This window comes from Vreelandella halophila (assembly GCF_019903425.1).
Lineage (GTDB): Bacteria > Pseudomonadota > Gammaproteobacteria > Pseudomonadales > Oleiphilaceae > Halospina > Halospina halophila.
In genome coordinates this window covers 227,350-249,013 of the sequence record NZ_JACHUZ010000013.1, presented here as the reverse complement: position 1 = coordinate 249,013, position 21,664 = coordinate 227,350, and the positions used below count along the sequence as shown (strand labels likewise).

The following is a 21,664-nucleotide window of genomic DNA, read 5'->3' as shown; positions in this document are numbered from 1 at the left end:
CTCCTGATGAACGGTGACAGTTACCATCTGCCTCCTGCCCCTACTATAGTGAATTCCATAATTTTTGCGTCAGCAGAGGGGCGGTTTGTGCGACGGTTGCCGCATTATCGCCAATTGATCAGGTACGATACGATGATCAGCACGTTCTGCCACGCCATGACCCCGGATGGTCGACCATGAAACGAATCTTCGGCGCCCTTGTGATTCTGCTGTTCTTGGCCGCAGGCGCCTGGTACACGACGCTCTGGTACGGCGCACGGACAGCCGCTTCGGAACTGGAGGATGCTGTCAGCCCCTGGGGCAACCTCCACTGGGACGCGGTTCGCCCAACCTGGGATGGCCGCGTGACGCTCCAGGGAGTGCGGTGGCACTGGTTCGACATCACCCGGCCGGTACGCGTCAAACAGGTCACTCTGGAAACACCCGGGATGCTGGCACTGCCGGCCTGGCTTCTGGGGGGCGAGCAGCCTTCCCGGTGGCAGTTGCGTGTGGATGACATGGAGCTGGTGGTCGAGCCGGATCTTTTCCGGCCCTGGGCCCGCAGTCGTCGGGCGCTTTCCCTGAAGCACCATCCCCTGCACTTCCACGGCTGCGGTGAGCAGCCGGCGCTGACGCCCGCGGATCTGCTGCGCATGGGTGTGGACCGGATCAGCGGTGACATCGAGCTCCAGGACACGGGGAGTGGTTCCGGCGAATACCGCTACCGGGCGGAAATGGATGCCGGTCGTCTTGGAAGTCTTTCCCTGCTCTGGCAGGCGGACGACCTCAAGGTGCCGGTGGTCTCGGGCGGGAGTGGTGTCCCAGCCTTCCCGCGGAAGGCGGAACTGGTCGTCCGGGATGCCGGGCTGATGCGGCGCCTGTCCTCCTTCTGTGCGGCAGCGGAGGATGAACCGGTCGGGGAATGGGTCAGCCGCGCCTCCAGTCACTGGAACCAGGCCATGACCGGTCAGGGCCTGGCGCCAACCGAGGCCACTACCGAACTCTACCGGCAATGGCTCCTTGAGGGAGGCGAGCTGGCTTTTACCTGGGCGCTGGCTGGCGAGGGCTGGCCCGGTAACGGAGTCTCGGCGGCGCAGTGGCGTGAGACAACGGGGCTGCAGGTTGTCCATAACGGCCGCGAGCTGGACGACATCGGGTTCAGCCTGAGTGAACCCAGCGACCCGCCGGAGGAGACGGAGCGCGCTCCATTGGTGCAGATGGATGAGCCCGCCCCGGAGCCGGCCTTCCGCGAGTCCGATACGGAGCGAGCCGGTGCCTGGATCGACCGCCGTGTACGCCTCAGGCTGAGCTCGGGCCGGAAGGTGGAAGGGCAGCTCGTGGCCCTGGAGGAGGAGCAGCTGCATATACGGCGGGCCCTGGAGGGCGGCTCGGTGGTGGCGCCTTTCCCGGTAACAGAGGTTGAACGGTTTGAAGTCTGGCGGCGTGCCGATGACATGGGCCGGCCCATATCCGATGGCGACAGCGGACCGGGGCTGGAGGACTTCCTGAACCCGGATCTCGGGAAGATGCAGCCGATTCCGTCGGCATCCGACTCACGGGAGAACTGATATGCAGCGGCCGATTCCGGATATCCGGGGGATGCTTGGCGAGTTGGTTGCCATGCCCTCGATCAGCAGTGTGAGCCCGGAGTGGGACCGCAGCAATGAAGCGGTGATCACCCGCCTAGCCCAGTGGCTGGGGGAGCTGGATTTCCGGGTGGAGACCATGCCCGTGCCGGGAGCACCGGGCAAGTTCAACCTGATCGCCACACGAGGTGAAGGGCCGGGCGGACTGGTGCTCTCCGGCCATACGGACACTGTGCCCTTCGATGACCAGCGGTGGCAGAGTGATCCCTTCGCGCTTACCGAGCGTGATGACCGCTGGTACGGCCTCGGTACCTGCGACATGAAGGGCTTCTTCGCCCTGGCGCTGGAGGCGGCTTGGCGCACGCGCGGGCAGGACATGGCGGAACCGCTGGTGATCCTGGCCACGGCGGATGAGGAGAGCGCCATGGGCGGGGCCCGGGCCCTGATCGAGGCCGGTCGCCCGAAGGCACGGCACGCGGTGATCGGAGAGCCCACGGAACTGCGCCCGGTGCGCATGCACAAGGGCATCATGATGGAACGGCTCGTGTTCCGGGGGCAGTCCGGCCACTCCTCCAATCCCGCGCTGGGGCGCAATGCCCTGGAAGGGATGAATGAGGCACTCACGCGCATTCTGGCGTACCGGGATGAGCTGCAGAGGAATCATCGCCATCCCGGATTCCGGGTGGACTACCCTACCCTGAACCCCGGCCACATCCATGGTGGTGACAACCCCAACCGCATCTGCGCGGAGTGCGAGCTCCACTTTGATCTGCGCCCGCTGCCGGGGATGGACCCCGGGGCCCTGCGCCGGGGCATTCTGGAGCGGGTGGGGCCGGTGGCGGAGCAGCGCGGGCTCAGTTGCACCTTTGAGCCCCTGTTCGATGGCGTCCCCCCGTTCGAGGAGCCGGAAACCGCCCGGTTGGTGGGAATCTGTGAGCGTCTGACCGGGCATGCGGCGGAAGGCGTTGCTTTTGCCACCGAGGCCCCCTTCCTGCAGCAGTTGGGGATGGAGACCCTGGTGCTGGGGCCGGGCTCCATCGACCAGGCCCACCAGCCGGACGAATTCCTGGCCCTCTCCCAGATCGAGCCCATGGTGACTATACTGACCGGTCTGATTGAACAATGCTGCGCCAAGGGAGGAGAATCGGGGTGAGTGACCAAGACTGGCTGTACTGGTTCCGCCATTCCGCACCCTACATCAATGCCCATCGCGGCCGGGTGGTGGTCATCACCCTGGGCGGCGATGCGCTGGCCCATCCGAACCTGACCACCATCATCCATGACATTGCCCTGCTTGCGAGTCTGGGGGTGCGCCTGGTGGTGGCCTTCGGCGCGCGCCCGCAGATCCGCGAGCGCCTGGATGAGGCGGGGGAAACCTCCGGGTATCAGGGGCGGCTGCGCGTGACCACTGAAACCCAGCTGCCGCTGGTGCTTGAGGCGGTTGGACGGGTCCGGGCGCTGCTGGAAAGCCACCTGTCCATGGGCGTGGCCAACTCGCCCATGCACGGGGCCCAGATCCGGGTGGCCAGCGGCAATTGGATCACTGCCCGCCCCATCGGTGTGATTGAGGGCGTGGATCATGGCTATACCGGGCGGGTACGCCGTGTGGACGCTGCCAGCATCCGCGAGCAGCTGTCGCTGGGGCAGGTAGTCCTTCTACCACCCCTGGGCTACTCCGCCACCGGCGATGCCTTCAACCTCTCCCATGAGGAAGTGGCCGGAGAAGCTGCGGCAGCACTGGAGGCGGACAAGCTCATCCTGTTCAGTGGCCGCAGCGGCATCCCGGATGCCGGCGGTGAGCTCATACGTGAAGTCAGCGTTGCCCGCGCCCGGGAACTGCTCAATGAAGGGCATCTGGACGAGGACGACGCGGCCGCCCTGGATGCTGCGGGCAATGCCTGCGACCGCAATGTCCGCCGTGCGCACATCATCAGCTATGGGCGTGAAGGCGCACTGCTGGAAGAGCTGTTCACGCTCGATGGTCTCGGAACCCTCGTGACCGACGACGACTACGAGCACATCCGCTTCGCCACGCCGGAGGATATTAACGGCATCCAGGAGCTGATCCAGCCACTGGAGGCCAGGGGTATCCTCGTCAGTCGGCCCCGGGACCTGATCGAGACCGAAGTGGACCGCTTCCTGGTGGATGAGCGCGATGGCCGTGTGGTCGGTTGCGCTGCCCTCTACCCCTATCCTTCCAGTGCCATGATGGAGCTGGCATGTTTTGCCGTGAGCCCGGACTACCAGGGCGGGGGGCGTGGTGACCGCATGCTTGCCATGGTTGAGCGCCATGCCCGGGCGGAAGGGTTGGGAGAGCTGTTCGTGCTGACCACGCAGACCTCCCATTGGTTTGCGGAGCGCGGATTTGAGCTGGTTGAGCCGGATTCCCTACCACCGGAAAAACGGCGCGACTATGACACAGGTCGCAATTCGCGGATTTTTGTAAAGCAACTCTGACCTGCGGATTACCGCGACACGGAAACCCGTAATGGTCTCTCCATGTGGTATCAACATAGGCTGCTACCGTGATCGGAAATGCAGGGAACAACCTCATGGAAAGGGGAAAAGCAGGACTGCTCAACAGTAATACCGACCGAGGGGATACGCGTCGGCATAATATCCGACTCGCTGTACGGGCCCTGACACCCCAGGGACTTTCCTGGCTCTGTCAGGTCACCGATTTTTCCTCGGAGGCAGTCTCAGTACGTTACCCCGCCTCTCGTGAACCCGCGGTACGCAGCTGGCTGGACGCGGGCGGTTACAGCATCCGGCTCCAGTTCCATCATGGGAGTCTGGAACGCTGGCAGGCGATCGATGGGCATGTGCTCCAGTCCGGGCCGGGTTTTCTGGTGATCGGCTTTGCCGATGATGCCCTTCAGGGGTTCGAAGCGCTCCTGGCCCGGGCCGGGCTGGGCCCGTCCCGCCGAACGCAGGCCCCGGACGTGGTTCCGAGCAGGGCGCCTTCCGTTAACACTCGCGGGCGCCAAGCGGAAGTGGCGGTGCGGCAGGCGGTGATCCCCCCGACGCCGTCTCTGATCGAATCCGAAACCATGCGCCATGAGGCTCTGGGTGGGCTTGCCCTGCACGAGGCCATTGCCCGTCTTTATCAGGGCAGCAAGTCGGATGCAGGCGATTTCCCGGGAGCGCTGGTTCCGGAACTTATCCGGGTGATGGGTGAGAACCCCCGTATGACCGGGCGCGGACGGACGCTGCTGGACTGGCTGACGCCGTTGATTGAACGGACTCTGGCGCGGACTCCTGAAGCCCTGTCTCACAGCGACCACCCCTTGCGGACGCTGCTCAACCGGATTGGCGACCTTGAAACCGCGGACCACGAGAGTCCGGGCCCCTGGCCCGAGGCGCTGCTGCGGGCGCTGCGCTCACCGAAGGGGAAAGATGAAGAGGCAATGACCGAAGCGGTCAGGGTTCTCGGAGCGGAATTACAGCAGCGCGATGACGCCTACCAGCGCAATCTGCGACGGGTGACCAAGGCCGTGGCGGGCAGTGAGCGCCTGCGGGAAGCAGAGGCGGCCACTGATAGCGCACTGGACGCCCGCCTGCTGGGAGGGCCAATCCCGCTGGCGGTGTTGCGGTTTGTCGAGAGTGAATGGCGTAACCGGCTGGTGCTCCTGCATCTTCATGAGGGGAACGCCGGGCCCCTATGGTGGAAGGCTCTGGCGCTGCTGGACGCGGTGCTGGCGTACCATCGGTATCCCGGCGAATGCAGCACCGATGACATCAGCGCGCAGCTGGAGGTCATCTGCGGGGGCCAGAGCGACAGTGAATCGGCCCGCGCCATGCTCAGAGTCTGCCTTCAGGATCCGGGCATTCAGGAACTGGTACGCCTGAGTGAGGGATTCGTACAGGGCGAAGACGGGCCAGTTGAGGATGACCGGTTGTTGCAGCAGTGGCGCCCCGGGCTGGAAAGTCTCCCCCTGGGCAGCTGGTTCATTGACGGTCACCCCGATCAACCGCCGGTGCGCCTGGCATGGACCAATGCCAGGCGGCGGCGTTTTGTGCTGGTGACGCCCTCAGGGCGCAAGCAGTACGACTTCAGTCTGTCTGAACTGGCCCATCAAGTGGCGCAAGGTGCGCTCATCCCGGTAAAACGCCAGGACCAGTCGCTTGTGGATGAGGCTTTGGGGCAGCTGCTGGAGCAGCTCTATGAGCGCCGCATCCTGGAGCATACCCGGGACCCGGATACCGGACTGGCGGATCGGGAGACGTTCCTCGGATGGCTGGAACGGGTCTTGCACTCGGCACCGCTGGACCGTGAACAGGCACTGGTGGTTCTGGCGTGGGACAGCCGTGGTGATACGGCAGCCCTGGTGGCGGAAGTGCGTCGGGAACTCGGGGATGGCCGTATGATCGGGCGGGTCGGCGCGCGCCGGATGGTATTCCGGTGCCGGCGCGAGAATCTGGAATCCTGGCTGGTGATGCTGATGCAGCGCTTCAATGCGCTGGTCTCGGATGCCGGCAGTCATGTGTGTGCCGGTGTTGCCGTGGGTGATCCGGCTATAGTGACGGCGGCCCGCTGGTATGAGCTGGCGGAGGAGGCCGCCAGGCAGGCGCCGTTTGAATACCCTCCCGCCTTCCGTTTTGCCAGTGTTCCCGCCGAGCGCAGCCGCTATATTCGCGGGTTGGTGGATAGGCTGGCGGGCAATGGTCGGCTGCGGCAGGAGGAGCTCATGCTGCAGGCCCAACGGATTATCCCTCTTCACGGATCAACCCGCATGGCGGCGCAGTATGAGTTGCTGATGACGCTGCCCGACGAGCACGGCAACCTGATGATGGCCCGGGAGCTGATCCCGCTGGCGGAACGCTTCGCCGGTTCCCGGAACCTTGATGAATGGCTGATGCAGGCTGTTCTGGACTGTCTCTCCCGCCCGATGCAGACGCTGCCGGAAGCGGATCCGGGGATCTGCATCCCGGTACTCGGCTATACGCTCACCGAACCCGGTCTCGTGCGCTTCATCCACGAGGTATTCCGGATCCAGCCCTGTCCCGTGCACCGTCTCTGGTTCTGTATCTCCGATGCTGATGCTCTGGCGGATCCGGACACGGTGGCACTGTTCATGCGCGAGGTGCGGGAGCTGGGATGTCGCATCTGTCTGGATGCGGATGAAACGGATGCCGGGCTGGCGTATCTGGTCAGGCGATTGCCCGTGGATCTGATCCGCGCGCGCACCAGAACGCCGGAAGAGGATGGGGGGGGGCATGAGCTCAGGCTCAGGGCGGTGGTGACGGCCGCCCATCAGTTGGGGGCGGAAGTGATTGTCTCGGGAGTCAGCCGTTCGCAGCGGATCGAGCGCCTGCGAGAACTCGGGGTGGACTATGCGCAGGGCAGCGCTATTGCCCGGCCCCGATTGCTGCACCATTGAGGCTTGCCAGCCGGTGATACCCCATGCACCATAGCGGATTCCCGAAATTGGGACTCCCAGTGCAGAGCGGGCCATTCGATCATGTCCAGCCAGTACCCGATCATTGCGGTCACCGGATCCTCCGGTGCCGGCACCACGACTACCGGGCGTGCCTTCAGCAAGCTGTTTGTCAGCGAGGGCCTGAATGCGGCCACCGTCAGCGGGGACAGCTTTCATCGCTATACCCGGGAGGAGATGGCACGTGTTGCAGAGCGTGGTGACTATGGTGACTTCAACCACTTCAGCCTTGAAGCCAATCATATCGACAAGCTGGAAGCTCTGTTCCAGGACTTCGGCAGCACTGGTACCGGGCAGTATCGGGAATACGTGCACGATGAGGACCGTGAACTGATCGCCGCGGGTCATGAACCGGGCAGTTTCACGCCCTGGCAGAATCTGCCGTCGGACTGCGACCTTCTGTTCTATGAGGGACTGCATGGTGGCGTGCAAACTGAGCAGCACGATGTGGCCGGCCATGTGGATCTGCTGGTCGGCGTCGTGCCGATCGTCAATCTTGAATGGATCCAGAAGATTCATCGGGACACCCACCATCGGGGCTACAGCCAGGATGAGGTGGTGGAGACGATCGTCAACCGCATGGACGACTACGTCCAGGACATTGTCCCCCAGTTCTCCAACACCCACATCAACTTCCAGCGCGTTCCAACGGTGGATACCTCGAATCCCTTCGTCGTGCGGGAGGTTCCCTCCGCGGATGAGAGCATGATTGTGGTTCACTTCCGCCACTACGCGGATGTGGATTTCCAGCGGCTGCTGCAGATGATTCCGGGGAGCTTCATGTCACGGCAGGATACGCTTGTGATTCCGGGGCCCAAGCTGCCTCTGGCCATTGACCTGATCCTCAGGCCCCGGATTCTCGAGCTGATGGAGCACAAGCGCTACGCCTGGTAGCGCCCGCGCTCAGCCGTGGTCACGCAGGAAGCGGCGAACCAGCCGGCCGGTCTGCAGTGGCGCCTCCAGCATCGGCAGATGACCGATACCCCGCAGCACCGTCACCTCCGCATTGGGCAGCAGCGCGCCGTAGTGGTGGGCGCATGAGACATCCAGAACCTGGTCGCGTTCGCCCCAGATCACATGGGCCGGCGCCTGGATCCGTTCCAGAAGCTCCGGGATGCGTTCGCGGGGCTGCATCATGTCCATGAACAGGTGCTGATTAACCGGGCGTCGATGGCGCATTTCCGGACCCATCGCCAGAGGCATGACGCGGCTGAAGACCCCGCGGCCCCGCCAGGTGGCATAGCGGAAGAGCGTGCGGGTTTCGTCCGCGTTGCCAGGGATCAGCGGGTTGCGACCCTCAATGAGCTGGGTTTCCATGGGGCTGTGGCGGGCGCTGCCCATACCGGCGGCGTTCATCAGCACCAGCCCGGCTACCCGTTCCGGGTGGTTGGCGGCCAGGGTGGCACTGACGGCACCACCCATGGAGGAGCCGATCCAGAACGCCGGCGGCAGGGTGAGATGCCTGGCCCATTCCGCCATGCGCCGGGCCTGGACCTCATAGGTGTAGCGGGCGCCCGCGTGGTAGCTGCTCTGGCCGAATCCGGGAAGATCCGGCAGGTAGAGGGTCATGCTGCGGCGCCGGATGGCTGGGATCAGACTGGCCCAGTTCTCCTTGCTGGCGCCGAAACCATGAAGCAGCACTACCGGTGTGCCGTGCCCGGAGCCGATGCGCCAGTGCTGGATTCGGTGCCCGTCGATCTCGATGCTTTCCGCCTGGATGCCGGGAATCCAGCCACTGATGGCCTGAAGCTTCTGCCAGGGGCTGGAGGAGGGCTGCCAGCGGTCCAGGGTTTCCCGGTCCGGCTGGGCAGAGGGCGCCTTCAGGTAGGAGTCGCTGACTTCCTGAAGGGAGTCGAGTATTGCGTTGAAGGTGGTCGCTTCCATCAGCTTCTCCGTGCTGTGTTCTGGCGTTGGCGGTTGAACTTCAGTGCACCGGTTACGAGACTCTGGTAGCCGGCGGGCATCAGCCGCTGCATCCAGTCCGCGGCATAGGCCTCCCCGCCGATCAGCAGCCGGCGGCGGTCACGCTTCACAGCCTTCAGTATAGCCTGTGCAGCGTCATCCGCGGTGGTGCGGAACAGCTTCTCGAAGTTGGCCGTCAGCGTACCCGTCTCCTCACCCATGAGATCGGACATGCTCTCGTCCATGCGTGCGGTGCGGGCAATGTTGGTTTTTATGCCGCCGGGATGCACGCAGGTGGCAGAGACATCGCCGTCTTCCATGTCGAGTTCCTGGCGCAGTGATTCGGTGAGCCCGCGCACCGCGAACTTGGTGGCGTTGTACGCACTCATTCCGGGCTGGGCGAAGAGGCCGAAGATGCTGGAGATGTTCACCACATGGCCGCCGCCCGGGGCTTCCTTCAGGTGCGGCAGGAAGGTTTTGGTGCCGTAGAGCACGCCCTTGAAGTTGATATCCAGGATCCAGTTGTAGTCCGTGTAGCTGGATTCGGCCACCGAGCCCGCATGAGCCACGCCGGCGTTGTTGAAGATCAGGTTGATCTGGCCGTGGTCGCGGGCCACCTCTTTTGCCCAGTTCTCCACCTCGCGGCGCTTGGCCACGTTCACCGTGGCGCTGGTCACGTTCACGCCCTGGTGCTCGCAGAGGCGTACGGTTTCGGCCAGGTCTCCGGTGTTCACGTCACTGAGTGCAAGGTGACAGCCCTCGGCCGCCAGCGCGCGCGAGAGGGCCCGGCCGATGCCGGAGCCTGCACCAGTGATGGCGGCCACCTTTCCGGAAAAGGACTTCATGCGGGCTGTTCCTCCAGGTCGGTTGTTGCGGTTGCTGTTGTCTCTCCGGTGGCTTCGCCCCCTGGTTGCTCGCCGGCCTTGCCGGCCTGGTAGGCGGCGGCATCGAACTGGCGGGTCTGGCGGCTGAAGCGGAAGGTGAAGTCCGGCCACAGGGCGACATTCTTGCCCGTCTCCGGATGAATATACCAGCTGGTGCAGCCGCCATCATTCCAGATGGAGCCATCAAGGCGGCTCTGAAGCCGCTTGTTGTAGCTCTGCTGGGTCTTTTCCTTCACATCCACCCAGTCGATATCCTTCTGCTCCATGGTCCGGATGGCATCCAGGGCGTACTGGATCTGGGACTCGATCATGTAGACCATCGAGTTGTGACCGAGACCGGTGTTCGGGCCCATGATCATGAACAGGTTGGGGAAGCCGGAGATGGCGGCGCCCTTGTAGGCCTCCGGCCCGTCCTGCCACAGCTCCTGCAGGTCCTGCCCGTTACGGCCCTTGATCAGGCCCTTAGGGACCGGGTCGGTGGACTTGAAGCCGGTGCCGTAGATGAGCACGTCGATCTCGCGGTGCTGGCCGTTCTCCGTGACGATGCCTTTCTCGGTGATCTCCTGGATGCCGTCGGTGACCACGTCCACGTTGGGCTGGTCCAGCGCCGGGTAGTAGTTGTTGGACATCAGGACCCGCTTGCAGCCGAACTCATAGTCCGGAGTGACCTTGCGCTGCAGCTCGGGATCGCTGATCTGGCGGCGGATATGGGACTTCGCCATATACCGGGCTGCCTTGAGCAGCCTGGGGTTGATCAGCATGGGGACGACACGGCTCTCCAGCATCCAGTAGAGCGCCTTGCGCTCCAGTTGCTGGACCATTGGCAGGCGACGGAAGATGTCACGTTCCTTCTCGCTGATCTCGCGGTCCGGCTTGGGCATGATCCAGGGCGCGGAGCGCTGGAACAGGTACAGCTGCCCGGCGTCCTTCTGGACTTCCGGCACGAACTGGATGGCGGAGGCGCCGGTGCCGATTACGGCCACGCGCTTGCCGGTCAGGTCGTAATCGTGGTCCCAGTCCTGGGAGTGGAAGGTCTTGCCCTGGAAGCGGTCCGTGCCCGGAATGTTCGGGTAGGCTGGAATCGACAGGGCGCCCATGCCGGAGACCAGCACGCTGGCGGTGAATTCACGCCCCTGGTTGTCCTTCAGCTGCCACAGGGCCCGGGATTCGTCCCATTTCGCCTCGGTCAGCGGGGTGTTCAGGTGGATGTGGGGGCGGATCCGGTACTTGTCGGCGCAGTGCTCCAGGTACTGGCGGATCTCCTCCTGGGGCGCGAACATCCGTGTCCACTCCGGGTTCGGCTCAAAGGAGTAGGAATAGACGTGGGACTGAACGTCGCAGGCGCAGCCCGGGTAGTGGTTCTGGCGCCAGGTGCCGCCGATGCCGTCGTCCTTCTCGAAGATGCGGAAACTGTGACGGCCCTCGCCCTTGAGCCGGATGGCCATGCCGAGTCCGGAGAAGCCGGAACCGATGATGGCCACCTGGGTGTGTTTGGTCGCGATGGTGCCGTGTTGTTGTTGGGCCATGGGCGTTCTCCCTGCTTGCCTGTATACATCTGTCTACAAACGTAGACGATTGTATACTTCAATGTAAAGGCTTTCACCAAAAAAGTGACATTAGGCAATGTAACGATTTGCAGGGATGCGCCCATTGGCACCCGGGACCGGGCGCCGGGTCAGCAGGGACAAGGGGCTATGGGAGGTTGCGGGAGTAGAAGATCTCCAGCATTTCCTTCTGCAGGCGCTGGTGGATGTCGTTGGCTTCCTGTTTGTCCAGGTCGGCTGCGTTCACGCCGAAGACGTAGTTGTCGAGGTTGAATTCGCGCAGGATCATCTTGGTGTGGAAGAGGTTATCCTGGTACACGTTCACGTCCATCATCTGGTACGCGGCGCGGGTGTCCTCGGTGAGGTAGTCCTGGATGGAGCTCATCTCGTGGTCGCTGTAGTGTTTCTTGCCGTTCACGTCCCGGGTGAAGCCGCGCACGCGGTAGTCGACAGTGACGATGTCGGAGTCGAAGCTGTGGATCAGGTAGTTCAGCGCCTTCAGCGGCGAGATGAGGCCGCACGTGGAGACGTCGATGTCCGCCCGGAAGGTGCTGATGCCTTCGTAGGGGTGGCTTTCCGGATAGGTGTGGACGGTCACATGGCTCTTGTCGAGGTGGCCGACCAGGGTTTCCGGCAGCGGGCCGGGGGAGGCGTCGCTGATGTTGCCTTCCGGGGCTTCCTCGTGCTCGGCGATGAGCATGGTGACGCTGGCACCGTGGGGGTCGTAGTCCTGGTGCGCGATGTTGAGGATGTTGGCGCCGATGATCTTCACCACGTCGGTGAGGATCTGGGTCAGGCGTTCGGCGTTGTACATTTCATCGATGTATTCGATGTACGCTTGGCGCTGTTCTTCGGTGCGCGCGTAGCAGATATCGTAGATATTGAAGCTGAGGGACTTGGTCAGGTTGTTGAAGCCGTGAAGTTCCAGTTTGGGTTCCATCGGCATGCCCCTCCACTCTCTTGCACACGGTGCCGGTAAAGCCGCGTATTATGCCTGCGTCGCTCTGGGCTGAACACCATTGGTTTGCTCAGGGATTTCCCGGACTGATTCTGCCCTCTGCCACAAGAATGCGGATGCTTCTGCCGGTTTCAAAGGCTGCGGGATAACTTTCCGGGAATCGCCACAAGTACATCCATGTAGGCTGCGCGGTGGCCATCCATGGCCACCGAGCTTCCCTCCAAGTCATCCCGCAGCCTTTGAACCCCGAGTCCTGCAGGTAGCGCTAGCTCATTCCTTTGGCTCGAGACCCTTGGTCTCTATTCTTCATGAATAGTGTAGTCATGCGTGATCTCAACCCCGGCCTTCTCCAGCATGATCGAAGCCGAGCAGTACTGCTCCGCCGAGAGCTGGATGGCACGGGCAACGCGCTTTTCGTTCAGATCCTGTCCGGTCACGTGGAAGTGGATGTGGATCTTCGTGAAGACCGAGGGCACCGTGTCCGCGCGCTCGGCGGTGACTTCGGCGCGGCAGTCGGTGACGTTCTGGCGGGATTTCTGGAGGATGCTCATCACGTCGAACGAGGTGCAGCCGCCGAGGCCGACAAGCATCATCTCCATGGGCCGGGCACCGTGGTTCTCACCGCCGTGGTCGGGCGGGCCGTCGAGCTGGATGTCGTGGCCGGAGCCGGTGGTGGCGCGGAAGCTGGCGGCGCCAGTCCAGTTGATTGTAGTACTCATACCCATAGTGGTGGCGCTCTCCCATGACGTTGAAAGAGGTGTGGTCGGGGATTGTCATACGGGAAACTCGGTGGCCATGGATGGCCACCGCGTAGCCTACAGGGAAGTACTAGTGGCGGTTCCCGTATGACAATCCCCGGCCGCGCCTCACGCTGCAAGCACAAAAGGCTACCACAGGGCGAAAAGCATGGGTTAAGCCATTGGAACGACGAACCCCTTGTGCTGTTCTATACTGGGTGCTATCAAAAGGGAAATGTCCCTCGGGGGCAGAACGGAAACGACCATAACAAAATCAGGATGCCATCATGACCAGTATTGCCAGACCCGTCGACAACAAGACCAAGCACCTGGACTACTTCCTGTCCCAGTGCCACCGGCGGCGTTACCCGGCAAAGAGCACCATCATCTACGCTGGCGACAAGAGCGACTCATTGTTCTACATCGTCAAGGGCTCCGTCACCGTCATTATCGAGGACGACGAGGGCCGTGAGATGATCATGGCTTACCTCAATGCCGGTGACTTCTTCGGCGAAATGGGCCTGTTCGACAACATGGACTCGCGCAGCGCCTGGGTTAAGGCCAAGACCGAGTGCGAGGTCGCGGAGATCAGCTACACCAAGTTCCGCGAAATCTCCCAGGAAGACCCCAAAGTGCTCTATTTCATCGGCGAACAGATGGCCTCGCGCCTGCGCCAGACCACCCGCAAGGTGGGCGACCTGGCCTTCCTCGACGTGACCGGCCGTGTGGCGCGCACGCTCCTCGACCTGTGCGAGGAGCCGGACGCCATGACGCACCCTGATGGCATGCAGATCAAGATCACCCGCCAGGAAATCGGCCGCATCGTGGGCTGCTCCCGCGAGATGGTGGGCCGCGTCCTGAAAACCCTCGAAGACCAGGGCCTCGTGCAGGTCTCTGGTAAAACCATGGTTGTCTACGGAACCCGATGATGAAAATCTACGAGATGAAAAAGGCGCCCAACCCGAGGCGCGTACGTATGTTCATGGCCGAGAAGGGCATTCTCGACCAGGCGGAATTCGTTGAGATGGATCTTCAGCAGGGCGAGAACCTCACGCCCGAGTTCGCACAGAAGAATCCCATGAAGAAGGTGCCGGTACTGGAGCTCGACGACGGCACCTGTATCTCTGAGACCATGGCCATCTGCCGCTATTTTGAGGAGCTTCACCCGCAGCCGCCACTGCTGGGCAAGGATGCACTGGACAAGGCAAAAGTTGAGCAGTGGCTTCGTTGGCTTGAGCTCTATTTCTTCATGCCCACCGGCATGTGTTTCCAGCATACCAGCGGTGTTTTCAAAGACCGCATGACTCCGATACCGGAATGGGGCGAGGAATGCCGCAAGGGTGTGGAGAAGTTTATGCACTTCCTGAACAAGCACCTGGAAGGGCGCGAGTTCATCGTGGGAGACCATTTCACCGCAGCGGACATCAGTGCTCTGTGCACCGTCGACTTCAACAAGGTCAACAAGATCGGTATCCAGGCCGACCAGACGAACCTTCAGGCTTGGTACGAGCGCATCTCCCAGCGCGAGTCCGCACAGGTCTGACGGCGCCGGCGCCCGCGCCTACCGGGTAGGCGCGGCTTCCGCCGGCACGTCCACGATGTCCTCATGCAGCGGCACCAGCCGCTCCAGCAGCCGGTTCTGTGCCCAGGTGGGCATGCCTTCTTCTTCCATTGCTCGCACCAGCTGTTCCGCTAGGGCGTTGAACTGGGTATCGCTCACGCCCATGCCGGCGTGGACCGAGCGCATGTCGTTGCCACTGTAGCTGCAGGGGCCGCCGCTGAGCTGGCACAGCTGATCGCTCAGGTTGCGGTGGAACCGCCGGACGTCGATGCCCTTGAACTGGGAGGCGATGCGCTCGTCATCGGCGATGCGGCCGAGCAGTTCCTTCACGATGGTTTCGATGCCGGAGCGTTCGCCCAGCGCCTGGTAAAGTTCGGAAGACGGCTCCTCGGCATGGGCAGGCATCAGGGTGAAAACACTCAGAAGCAGCACGAGCAGGGTATGGCGGTGGACTGGCATCATCAGAAACTCCCTTCAACGGACAGATAGGCGCCGTCCTGAGATGCCAGTCCGGCGATGTCGCCCAGGTTCACGTAGGCGGCGGTAACCGTCAGTCGCCGGTCCGGGATCCAGGCGACGTAAAGGTCCCACCAGTCGTCCTCCCCGGCAAAGCCGAGGTTGTCCGGCTTCTGCCGGTACTCGCCGCCGATCAGCCAGTCACGGCGCAGGAAGAGGCCGGCACTGGCTTCGGCGACCAGTTCGTGGCTGTCCCGCTGGTCGCCGCCGAAGCCCAGCAGGCCGCCCTGGTTCGCGCGGGTGGCACGGAGGGTGCCGTTGACCACGAGGTTGCGGTCAAAGGGACCGGCGAGAAAGAGTTTGCTGCCACTGAGGTAGACATCGGTGCCGGTGTCGTCCTCGGCACCCACGGCGGCGGGAATCTCGGACACCCGGTGGCGCTTGTGCTGGGCACCGAGGCTCCACTGGCCGTAGGGGCTGTAGATGAGGTCGCCGGCAAGTCGGGCCTTCACACCGAACACATCCTGGGTGAGATCAGATTCACCAAAGGGCTGAAGCGTGGGGGTGAAAGCGAGGGTGTCGAGTGTAAGTTCCTGGCGGGCAAAGCTCAGTTCGATCCGGTTACGCCAGTTGAATGCGGCACCCTGGACATTGAGCGTGTAGTCCTGAGTGTTGGCCCTGGAGAGGGCGACGGTGCCGCCCCATTCCTCGTCGCTGGCGTAGCCGGCCAGGGTTGCCCAGGGGCTGAGCCCGCCACCCGCGCTGCCTTCAATGCTGTTGACGCCGCCCGTGCCCCAGAGGCGGCTGCCGGGTGGGTCCGCGCTGGCCATTGGCGACAGCACCAGGCCAATTCCCAGAGCCAGTATCGGGGGTGTCCAGGCTTTATTCATTCATCGTCTCCGCTGTTGTTGAGCCCCTGCTCCCGTGCCCACTGCTCATAGCGGTTGGCCCAGTCGGGCAGGTCCGCTCCGGGCATCGGCCGGCCCATGAAAAAGCCCTGGGCCTGCTCACAGCCCCATTGCTGAAGCATCTTCCAGCTCTCGAGGTTCTCGATGCCCTCGGCACAGACCCGGAGCTGGAGTCCGTGGGCCAGGTCGATGGTGGATTTGACGATCAACTGGTCCTGTTCCTCGCGATTCATGTTCAGGACAAAAGACTTGTCGATCTTGAGCTCCTGCACCGGGAGCTGGCGCAGCTGGGCGAGGGAGGAATGCCCCGTGCCGAAGTCGTCAACGGAAATGGTTGCGCCCAGGGCGCGCAGGTTCTCCAGGGTCCGGAGTGCCGCGCCGGTATCGCTCATGACGGCGCTTTCGGTGACTTCGAAGGTCAGACGGTCCATTTCGCCTTCCAGGTGCTGGAAATGACCCTGAACCTTCTCCGGCAGCTCCGGATTGGTCAGGTCCAGTGCCGAGAGGTTGATGGCCAGCTTCAGGTCCAGCCCCCTTGATCGCCACTCGCGGGTGTCTTCTGCCGCCATGGTCATGACCAGTTCGGTCAGCAGCAGCGTCTGACCGGAACTCTCCGCCAGGGGAATGAACTCTTCGGGGCTGATGAATCCGAACTCGGGATGATGCCAGCGAACCAGCGCTTCCACTCCGATGAAACGGCCCGTATCCATTGTCACCTTGGGCTGGTAGTTCAGGTGCAGCTGCCGGTTCTGGATCGCATCACTGAGATCCCGGATCAACTGGATCTCGCGCAGGTGTTCCTCGTCGCCACCCGGGGTATAGAGAGCGATATGGTCGGCTGCATGGGATGCGCGCTCCAGGGTCAGGTCCAGCCGCCGCTGTATCTCATCAATGGTGTTTCCCTGTTCCGGAATGCTCAGCGCTGCAAGATCCACATGGATCTGGATGGGGCTGCCGAATATTTCCACGGAGGTCTCGATGCGCTCTTTGAGCCACGACAGACGCTCATGCAGGCCCCTGCCTTCCAGGGAGGGCAGTATGGCAACAAACTGGCTGCCCCCGGTCCGTGCCAGTTCGCCCGGTCTCAGCAGGACGCCGTTCAGCCTGAGCGCGCTGGCAATCAGGGTCTCGTCCCCGAAACGGAAGCCCAGCATCGCGTTGATGGTCTTGATGTCCGGGAGGTTGACGGCAATGACATTGGCCTGTTCACCATTGTCCAGGTAATGCTGGAGCCGTTCCTTGATCGCGCGCCAGTTGGGCAGCCCGGTCAGGCTGTCGTGGGTTGCCGCGTACTCGATGCGCTGTTCATGCTCGAGGATGCTGCTGCGCATGTTCAGCAGTGACCGCAGCAGGATCCGGGGTTCACCGGGCACCCTGATTTCCGGGGGCGCGGCACGGCGGTCTTGCCCCAGGGCCTGGGCAAAACGCGACAGCTTGAAGATGGGGCGCCCGAGCGTACGGGCGGTTACCAGGACGACACCGCTTGCAACCGCCAGGACCACCGCCAGCACGATGGCCATCTCGAGAATAAGCGCGTAATAGCGTGAAAGGGCACTGGCCCGATCCTTGAGGAGCCAAATCCGTGCCGGTGTCCGGTCTATTCCATCGAGACGCATCGAGCGCATGAAGAACTTGTTGTTTTCACGCATGCCAGAGGCTGTTTGCGACGCTGATGTCATCTCAGAGGCAGGCAGCTCCGAGTCGGGCAGGCTGGCGCCGAGGATCCGGTATTCCTTGCCCCTGGTCTGGAATACCACCTCCGTGGCGGTGAGGTCCGCGATCAGCCGGGCGAAGTCGTCATCCAGGCGGAAACCGGCAATCAGCCAGGCCTTCAGTCCACCCCCTTCAATCGGCACCATCAGGATCTGGTGGACCTCGTCGCGCCAGCGGGTCACGGCGGATACGCTGCCCTCCTGGCGTGCTTTCCGGAACAGTGCGCCGAAGGGAACCTGGGCGCCATTTTCAAGGTCTGCCAGATTGGCGATCAGTTTGCCTTCCTCGTCCGTGATCATTGCCAGATCGGCGTTGGCCCGCGCGCTGTGATTCTCGAGCGCGCTGGTAATGGTGGGGATGTCCCTGGAGGCGATGGCGGATTTGAGACCGAAGTCCCGGGATACGATCTGAAGGTTGGAAACGAGCAGGTCCGTGCGCGCATCAATCACTTCGTTGGCGACCCTTTCGGCGACATCCAGTTGTTCTTCCGCGCGCGCTTTCTCTTCCTCGAACAGGTTATACATCAGCACCGCCGCCACGCTGGCGCTGGCGAGCACCACCAGTGCCAGCATGGCTAGCATCAGGCGCGCACGGAACCCGGTTTCAGGCAGCAATGCCATCACAGATCCTGGAACTCCTGCTGGAGCTGGTCGAGTTCGTCATCCTCTTCGTCCCTGGGCTCCAGGGTTAGCTGAATGCGCATTGCGGATTCTGCCCCGGGCGTCAGCGTGTGCTGGGTAAGGCGGCCGGTATCGCTGAGGCGCCTGTGCCACACGTTGGCTTCAAGCGGTTGGCTGCCAGCACCGGAAGCCATCTCGAAGTGCGCCTCGCCGCTGGCATCGGTCAGGGCGTAATGGGGGCGGTCCGTGACTATGATGAAGCCCTGCATGTGATCGTGGATGTTGCACCCGAGCTCGACGATACCCGTTTGGTCGAAGTGGATGGGGGATTCCGGCTCACCCGCGTAGAGTTCAATGTTGAAGGTTTTCGCTTCTGAGAAGGAGTAGACGTGATGCTGGGTGTCGTCGCGGTTGGGGAAATTGACTTCCGACCCGGCGGGAATCACCAGTACGCGCGGTTGGAAGGCCCGATCTTTCTGGGCGATGGTAAAGGCGTCCGTTTCGGCACCCCCGGAGCCGGGGAGGGTCACCACGGCGTTCTCGACCGGCTCGCTGCTGCTCTCATCAATAACGGTAATGGTGAGCGGGCTGGCGACGGAGAGCGCAGGAAGAAAGCAGGAGTTCAGCAGGGCGAACCATACCGGGCGGTTCAGAACACGTCTCATGGCCCCACCTTCAGGGATCGTCTGACAGCATGAAGATAGCAGATACACGGAGGGTACGATGCTGGAAAACCCGGCGTTCAGGGCTTTTTGTCAGGGTTTTTAAAAGAACAGCTCACCCAGTTTGTAGCCCGGGCTGCCCGCTCGCATGAAGGACTCGCCCACCAGAAAGGCATGGATGCCGCGCTCGCGCATGGCGGCAACATCCTCGCGTGCGTGGATGCCGCTTTCGGTGATGGTTACCCGATCCGTCGGCACTCGTTGGTGCAGGTCCCAGGTTGTTGCCAGTGAGACGTCGAAGGTGTGCAGGTCGCGGTTGTTGATGCCGAGCAGGGGACTGTCCACCTGAAGGGCCTGGTCGAGCTCAGCTTCGTTATGGACCTCCACGAGTACATCCATGCCCAGTTCGCGAGCGATGCCGGCCAGGTCCTGCATCTGGGCAACAGACAGGCAGGCGGCGATCAGAAGGATGCAGTCAGCGCCGGCGATGCGGCTTTCGTGGATCTGGTATTCATCCACCATGAAATCCTTGCGCAGGACGGGCAGGGTGCAGGCATCGCGGGCGGCGAGAAGGTCGGCTTCGCTCCCCTGGAAGAAATCAGTGTCGGTGAGCACGGACAGGCAGGCCGCGCCGTGAGCCTCGTAGTCGCGCGCGATGGCGGCCGGGTCATAGGGATCACGCAGCACGCCGGCGCTGGGAGAGGCGCGCTTGATCTCGGCGATCACCGCCGGGTCGCCGGCGTCGATGCGCCGCTGCAGGGCAGCAGCGAAGCCGCGCGGGGCCGGCTGGCGCCGCGCCTCGGCACGGCAGTCCTCGAGTGAAAGCCGGCGCTGGCGCTCGGTCACTTCCTCGTGCTTGCGGGCGACGATGCGCTTGAGGACGGTGGGCGTGTCCGTCATCCGTTCTGCTCCATCTGCTGGCTGAGTGCCGCGAGCTGCTCCATGCGTTCCAGCGCCTGACCGCTCTCCATCGCAGCCAGGGCTTTGTCAGCGCCGGCCTGCAGTGATTCCGCCATGTCGCCGGCATAGAGCGCAGCGCCGGCATTGAGCGCGATCATGTCCCGCGCGATGCTGGCCCGTTCGCCCGGGTTGCGGCTCAGGGCCTCGCGGATCAGGGCCAGGGATTCGGCGGCGTCGGCCACCTGGAGTTCAAAGATCGGCTGAGCCCTGATGCCCATGTCCTCAGGGCGGATGTGGTACTCGCTGACCTCGCCATCCTTCAGCTCCGCCACACGGGTGCGGCTGGCAAGGCTGATCTCGTCCAGCCCGTCCTCGGAGTGGACCACGAGGATATGCTTGCTGCCGAGCCGGCGCAGCACTTCCGCCATGGGCACGCAGAGATCGCCGTTGAAGACGCCGATCACCTGGTGCTTCACCTCCGCGGGATTGGTCATGGGGCCGAGGATATTGAACAGCGTGCGGATGCCCAGTTCCTTGCGCGGTCCGACCGCATGTTTCATGGCGGTGTGATGGTTCGGGGCGAACATGAAGCCTACGCCCAGCTCGTGCACGCAGCGGGTGATCTGCTCCGGCGTCATGTTCAGGCGCAGCCCGGCCTGGTCGAGCAGGTCCGAGCTGCCGCTGCGCGAGGAAACCGAGCGGTTGCCGTGCTTGGCCACGTTGCCACCGGCCGCGGCGATAACGAAGGTAGCCGCAGTAGAGACGTTAAACAGGTTGGCGCCGTCACCGCCGGTACCGACGATGTCCACCACATTGGGGACATCCAGCGTGACGCCGGTGGCCAGTTCACGCATGACCTCCACGGCGCCGGTGATCTCGTCAATGGCCTCGCCCTTCATGCGCAGGCCGACCAGGAAGCCACCGATCTGGGCGTCCGTGGCCTCGCCCTGCATGATGGTGCGCATCACGGCTTTCATATCCGCAGTGCCCAGGTCCTGTCGCTCGGCTACCTTCGCGATGGCGGTCTGGATGTCCATGTTGGTCTACCCCCGATTCGGCATGTTCAGGAAGTTCTGCAGCAGCTCGTGCCCGTGGCGCGTCATGATGGACTCTGGATGGAACTGTACGCCCTCGATGGTCAGGGTACGGTGCCGCAGACCCATGACTTCTTCCATGGAGCCGTCCTCATTCTCGGTCCAGGCGGTGATCTCGAGCGCATCATCGGGCCAGTGATCCTTGTCCACCACCAGTGAATGGTACCGCGTGGCCTCGAACGGGTTCGCCACGCCGGCAAAAACGCCTTCGCCCCGGTGGTGGATCATGGAGGTCTTGCCGTGCATGACCTGGCCTGCGCGGATCACCTTCCCGCCGAAGACCTGGCCGATGCACTGGTGGCCCAGGCACACGCCCAGCAGCGGGACGCGGCCGGCGAAGCGGCGCACCACCTCCAGCGAGATGCCGGCCTCGTCCGGTGAACAGGGGCCGGGGGAGATCACGATCCGCTCCGGCGCCATGGCCTCGATCTCGTCGAGGCTGATGGTGTCGTTACGGTGCACCACCACCTCGGCGCCGAGCTCGCCCAGATACTGGACCACGTTGTAGGTGAAGGAGTCGTAGTTGTCGATCATCAACAGCATTGGGCGGCTATCCTTCTGTTTTGACTGAGCCGCCCGGATGATGGGCTGGCTTGTTACTCACAATCTTACTCACGCCGGTTCTGGCTTGCGTTCGCGTTCGTTGACAGGATGTGCATTGTACCACTGAGATCCGTTGAAACGATCACCCGATGCTTGTGGGTGCTATGGCTGTGCCAGTG

19 protein-coding genes are annotated in these 21,664 nt (G+C 63.1%); 7 read left to right on the top strand and 12 right to left on the bottom strand.

Annotated features, from left to right (window positions below):
* Positions 1 to 176 precede the first annotated feature (176 nt).
* The 5 genes from H4I92_RS05370 (at position 177) to H4I92_RS05350 (ending at position 7,897) form a co-directional block, all read left to right on the top strand.
* Complete coding sequence (locus H4I92_RS05370; protein WP_077529627.1) at positions 177 to 1,547, top strand: hypothetical protein; 1,371 nt, start codon at positions 177 to 179, stop codon at positions 1,545 to 1,547.
* 1 nt (position 1,548) lies between these two features.
* The gene (argE, locus tag H4I92_RS05365; RefSeq protein WP_077529626.1) at positions 1,549 to 2,718 is read left to right on the top strand and encodes an acetylornithine deacetylase; all 1,170 of its coding nucleotides are present in this window, start codon (positions 1,549 to 1,551) and stop codon (positions 2,716 to 2,718) included.
* Positions 2,715 to 4,022, top strand: coding sequence for an amino-acid N-acetyltransferase (gene argA, locus H4I92_RS05360; protein ID WP_143512609.1), 1,308 nt, complete (start codon positions 2,715 to 2,717; stop codon positions 4,020 to 4,022). Before argE ends, argA begins: the two co-directional genes overlap by 4 nt.
* Positions 4,023 to 4,117: 95 nt before the next feature.
* Positions 4,118 to 6,946 (top strand): DUF1631 family protein, encoded by a 2,829-nt coding sequence (locus H4I92_RS05355; RefSeq protein WP_077529624.1) that lies wholly within the window; start codon positions 4,118 to 4,120, stop codon positions 6,944 to 6,946.
* Positions 6,947 to 7,027: 81 nt separating this feature from the next.
* A complete protein-coding gene (locus H4I92_RS05350; RefSeq protein WP_077529623.1) occupies positions 7,028 to 7,897 on the top strand; it encodes a phosphoribulokinase in 870 nt (289 codons plus the stop codon).
* Between the two features lie 9 nt (positions 7,898 to 7,906).
* On the opposite strand, the gene H4I92_RS05345 is transcribed toward H4I92_RS05350, so the two are convergent.
* The 5 genes from H4I92_RS05345 to H4I92_RS05325 form a co-directional block, all read right to left on the bottom strand.
* A complete protein-coding gene (locus H4I92_RS05345) occupies positions 7,907 to 8,887 on the bottom strand; it encodes an alpha/beta fold hydrolase (protein ID WP_077529622.1) in 981 nt (326 codons plus the stop codon).
* On the bottom strand, positions 8,887 to 9,750 hold the full coding sequence (locus tag H4I92_RS05340) for an SDR family NAD(P)-dependent oxidoreductase (protein WP_077529621.1): 864 nt from the start codon (positions 9,748 to 9,750) through the stop codon (positions 8,887 to 8,889). The genes H4I92_RS05345 and H4I92_RS05340 overlap by 1 nt, the downstream gene beginning before the upstream one ends.
* A complete protein-coding gene (locus H4I92_RS05335; RefSeq protein WP_077529620.1) occupies positions 9,747 to 11,315 on the bottom strand; it encodes a flavin-containing monooxygenase in 1,569 nt (522 codons plus the stop codon). The genes H4I92_RS05340 and H4I92_RS05335 overlap by 4 nt, the downstream gene beginning before the upstream one ends.
* A 166-nt stretch (positions 11,316 to 11,481) precedes the next feature.
* Positions 11,482 to 12,273, bottom strand: coding sequence for an adenosylmethionine decarboxylase (speD, locus tag H4I92_RS05330; protein ID WP_077531671.1), 792 nt, complete (start codon positions 12,271 to 12,273; stop codon positions 11,482 to 11,484).
* A gap of 317 nt (positions 12,274 to 12,590) precedes the next feature.
* Positions 12,591 to 13,010, bottom strand: coding sequence for an OsmC family protein (locus H4I92_RS05325; protein ID WP_077531670.1), 420 nt, complete (start codon positions 13,008 to 13,010; stop codon positions 12,591 to 12,593).
* Between the two features lie 305 nt (positions 13,011 to 13,315).
* Between H4I92_RS05325 and crp the strand changes: the two genes are divergently transcribed.
* Together crp and H4I92_RS05315 are read left to right on the top strand one after the other, a co-directional pair.
* Positions 13,316 to 13,957, top strand: coding sequence for a cAMP-activated global transcriptional regulator CRP (gene crp, locus H4I92_RS05320; RefSeq protein WP_077529619.1), 642 nt, complete (start codon positions 13,316 to 13,318; stop codon positions 13,955 to 13,957).
* Positions 13,957 to 14,571: a glutathione S-transferase family protein gene (locus H4I92_RS05315; protein ID WP_077529618.1), complete on the top strand. Its 615-nt coding sequence runs from the start codon at positions 13,957 to 13,959 to the stop codon at positions 14,569 to 14,571. Before crp ends, H4I92_RS05315 begins: the two co-directional genes overlap by 1 nt.
* An 18-nt stretch (positions 14,572 to 14,589) precedes the next feature.
* On the opposite strand, the gene H4I92_RS05310 is transcribed toward H4I92_RS05315, so the two are convergent.
* The 7 genes from H4I92_RS05310 to H4I92_RS05280 all read right to left on the bottom strand — a co-directional run bounded on the left by H4I92_RS05310 (position 14,590) and on the right by H4I92_RS05280 (position 21,485).
* Positions 14,590 to 15,051 (bottom strand): group I truncated hemoglobin, encoded by a 462-nt coding sequence (locus H4I92_RS05310; protein ID WP_077529617.1) that lies wholly within the window; start codon positions 15,049 to 15,051, stop codon positions 14,590 to 14,592.
* Positions 15,051 to 15,935, bottom strand: a complete 885-nt coding sequence (locus H4I92_RS05305; protein WP_077529616.1) for a DUF3034 family protein — start codon at positions 15,933 to 15,935, stop codon at positions 15,051 to 15,053. The genes H4I92_RS05310 and H4I92_RS05305 overlap by 1 nt, the downstream gene beginning before the upstream one ends.
* A complete protein-coding gene (locus H4I92_RS05300) occupies positions 15,932 to 18,286 on the bottom strand; it encodes a putative bifunctional diguanylate cyclase/phosphodiesterase (RefSeq protein ID WP_077529615.1) in 2,355 nt (784 codons plus the stop codon). Before H4I92_RS05300 ends, H4I92_RS05305 begins: the two co-directional genes overlap by 4 nt.
* Positions 18,286 to 18,951: a methylamine utilization protein gene (locus H4I92_RS05295; RefSeq protein WP_077529614.1), complete on the bottom strand. Its 666-nt coding sequence runs from the start codon at positions 18,949 to 18,951 to the stop codon at positions 18,286 to 18,288. The genes H4I92_RS05300 and H4I92_RS05295 overlap by 1 nt, the downstream gene beginning before the upstream one ends.
* A gap of 99 nt (positions 18,952 to 19,050) precedes the next feature.
* Complete coding sequence (gene trpC, locus H4I92_RS05290; RefSeq protein ID WP_077529613.1) at positions 19,051 to 19,848, bottom strand: indole-3-glycerol phosphate synthase TrpC; 798 nt, start codon at positions 19,846 to 19,848, stop codon at positions 19,051 to 19,053.
* Positions 19,845 to 20,885 carry an anthranilate phosphoribosyltransferase gene (gene trpD / locus H4I92_RS05285; RefSeq protein WP_077529612.1) on the bottom strand — a complete coding sequence of 347 codons (1,041 nt, stop codon included), beginning with the start codon at positions 20,883 to 20,885 and terminating at the stop codon, positions 19,845 to 19,847. The genes trpC and trpD overlap by 4 nt, the downstream gene beginning before the upstream one ends.
* A gap of 6 nt (positions 20,886 to 20,891) precedes the next feature.
* The gene (locus H4I92_RS05280) at positions 20,892 to 21,485 is read right to left on the bottom strand and encodes an anthranilate synthase component II (protein ID WP_179105628.1); all 594 of its coding nucleotides are present in this window, start codon (positions 21,483 to 21,485) and stop codon (positions 20,892 to 20,894) included.
* Between the last annotated feature and the right edge of the window lie 179 nt (positions 21,486 to 21,664).

What these genes read in the sequence shown, in the direction of transcription:
- H4I92_RS05370 (WP_077529627.1), top strand. Translation starts at nt 177, where the DNA reads ATGAAACGAATCTTCGGCGCCCTTGTGATTCTGCTGTTCTTGGCCGCA.
- argE (WP_077529626.1), top strand. Translation starts at nt 1,549, where the DNA reads ATGCAGCGGCCGATTCCGGATATCCGGGGGATGCTTGGCGAGTTGGTT.
- H4I92_RS05355 (WP_077529624.1), top strand. Translation starts at nt 4,118, where the DNA reads ATGGAAAGGGGAAAAGCAGGACTGCTCAACAGTAATACCGACCGAGGG.
- H4I92_RS05350 (WP_077529623.1), top strand. Translation starts at nt 7,028, where the DNA reads ATGTCCAGCCAGTACCCGATCATTGCGGTCACCGGATCCTCCGGTGCC.
- H4I92_RS05345 (WP_077529622.1), bottom strand. Translation starts at nt 8,887, where the DNA reads ATGGAAGCGACCACCTTCAACGCAATACTCGACTCCCTTCAGGAAGTC.
- H4I92_RS05340 (WP_077529621.1), bottom strand. Translation starts at nt 9,750, where the DNA reads ATGAAGTCCTTTTCCGGAAAGGTGGCCGCCATCACTGGTGCAGGCTCC.
- H4I92_RS05335 (WP_077529620.1), bottom strand. Translation starts at nt 11,315, where the DNA reads ATGGCCCAACAACAACACGGCACCATCGCGACCAAACACACCCAGGTG.
- speD (WP_077531671.1), bottom strand. Translation starts at nt 12,273, where the DNA reads ATGGAACCCAAACTGGAACTTCACGGCTTCAACAACCTGACCAAGTCC.
- H4I92_RS05325 (WP_077531670.1), bottom strand. Translation starts at nt 13,010, where the DNA reads ATGAGTACTACAATCAACTGGACTGGCGCCGCCAGCTTCCGCGCCACC.
- crp (WP_077529619.1), top strand. Translation starts at nt 13,316, where the DNA reads ATGACCAGTATTGCCAGACCCGTCGACAACAAGACCAAGCACCTGGAC.
- H4I92_RS05315 (WP_077529618.1), top strand. Translation starts at nt 13,957, where the DNA reads ATGAAAATCTACGAGATGAAAAAGGCGCCCAACCCGAGGCGCGTACGT.
- H4I92_RS05310 (WP_077529617.1), bottom strand. Translation starts at nt 15,051, where the DNA reads ATGATGCCAGTCCACCGCCATACCCTGCTCGTGCTGCTTCTGAGTGTT.
- H4I92_RS05305 (WP_077529616.1), bottom strand. Translation starts at nt 15,935, where the DNA reads ATGAATAAAGCCTGGACACCCCCGATACTGGCTCTGGGAATTGGCCTG.
- H4I92_RS05300 (WP_077529615.1), bottom strand. Translation starts at nt 18,286, where the DNA reads ATGGCATTGCTGCCTGAAACCGGGTTCCGTGCGCGCCTGATGCTAGCC.
- H4I92_RS05295 (WP_077529614.1), bottom strand. Translation starts at nt 18,951, where the DNA reads ATGAGACGTGTTCTGAACCGCCCGGTATGGTTCGCCCTGCTGAACTCC.
- trpC (WP_077529613.1), bottom strand. Translation starts at nt 19,848, where the DNA reads ATGACGGACACGCCCACCGTCCTCAAGCGCATCGTCGCCCGCAAGCAC.
- trpD (WP_077529612.1), bottom strand. Translation starts at nt 20,885, where the DNA reads ATGGACATCCAGACCGCCATCGCGAAGGTAGCCGAGCGACAGGACCTG.
- H4I92_RS05280 (WP_179105628.1), bottom strand. Translation starts at nt 21,485, where the DNA reads ATGCTGTTGATGATCGACAACTACGACTCCTTCACCTACAACGTGGTC.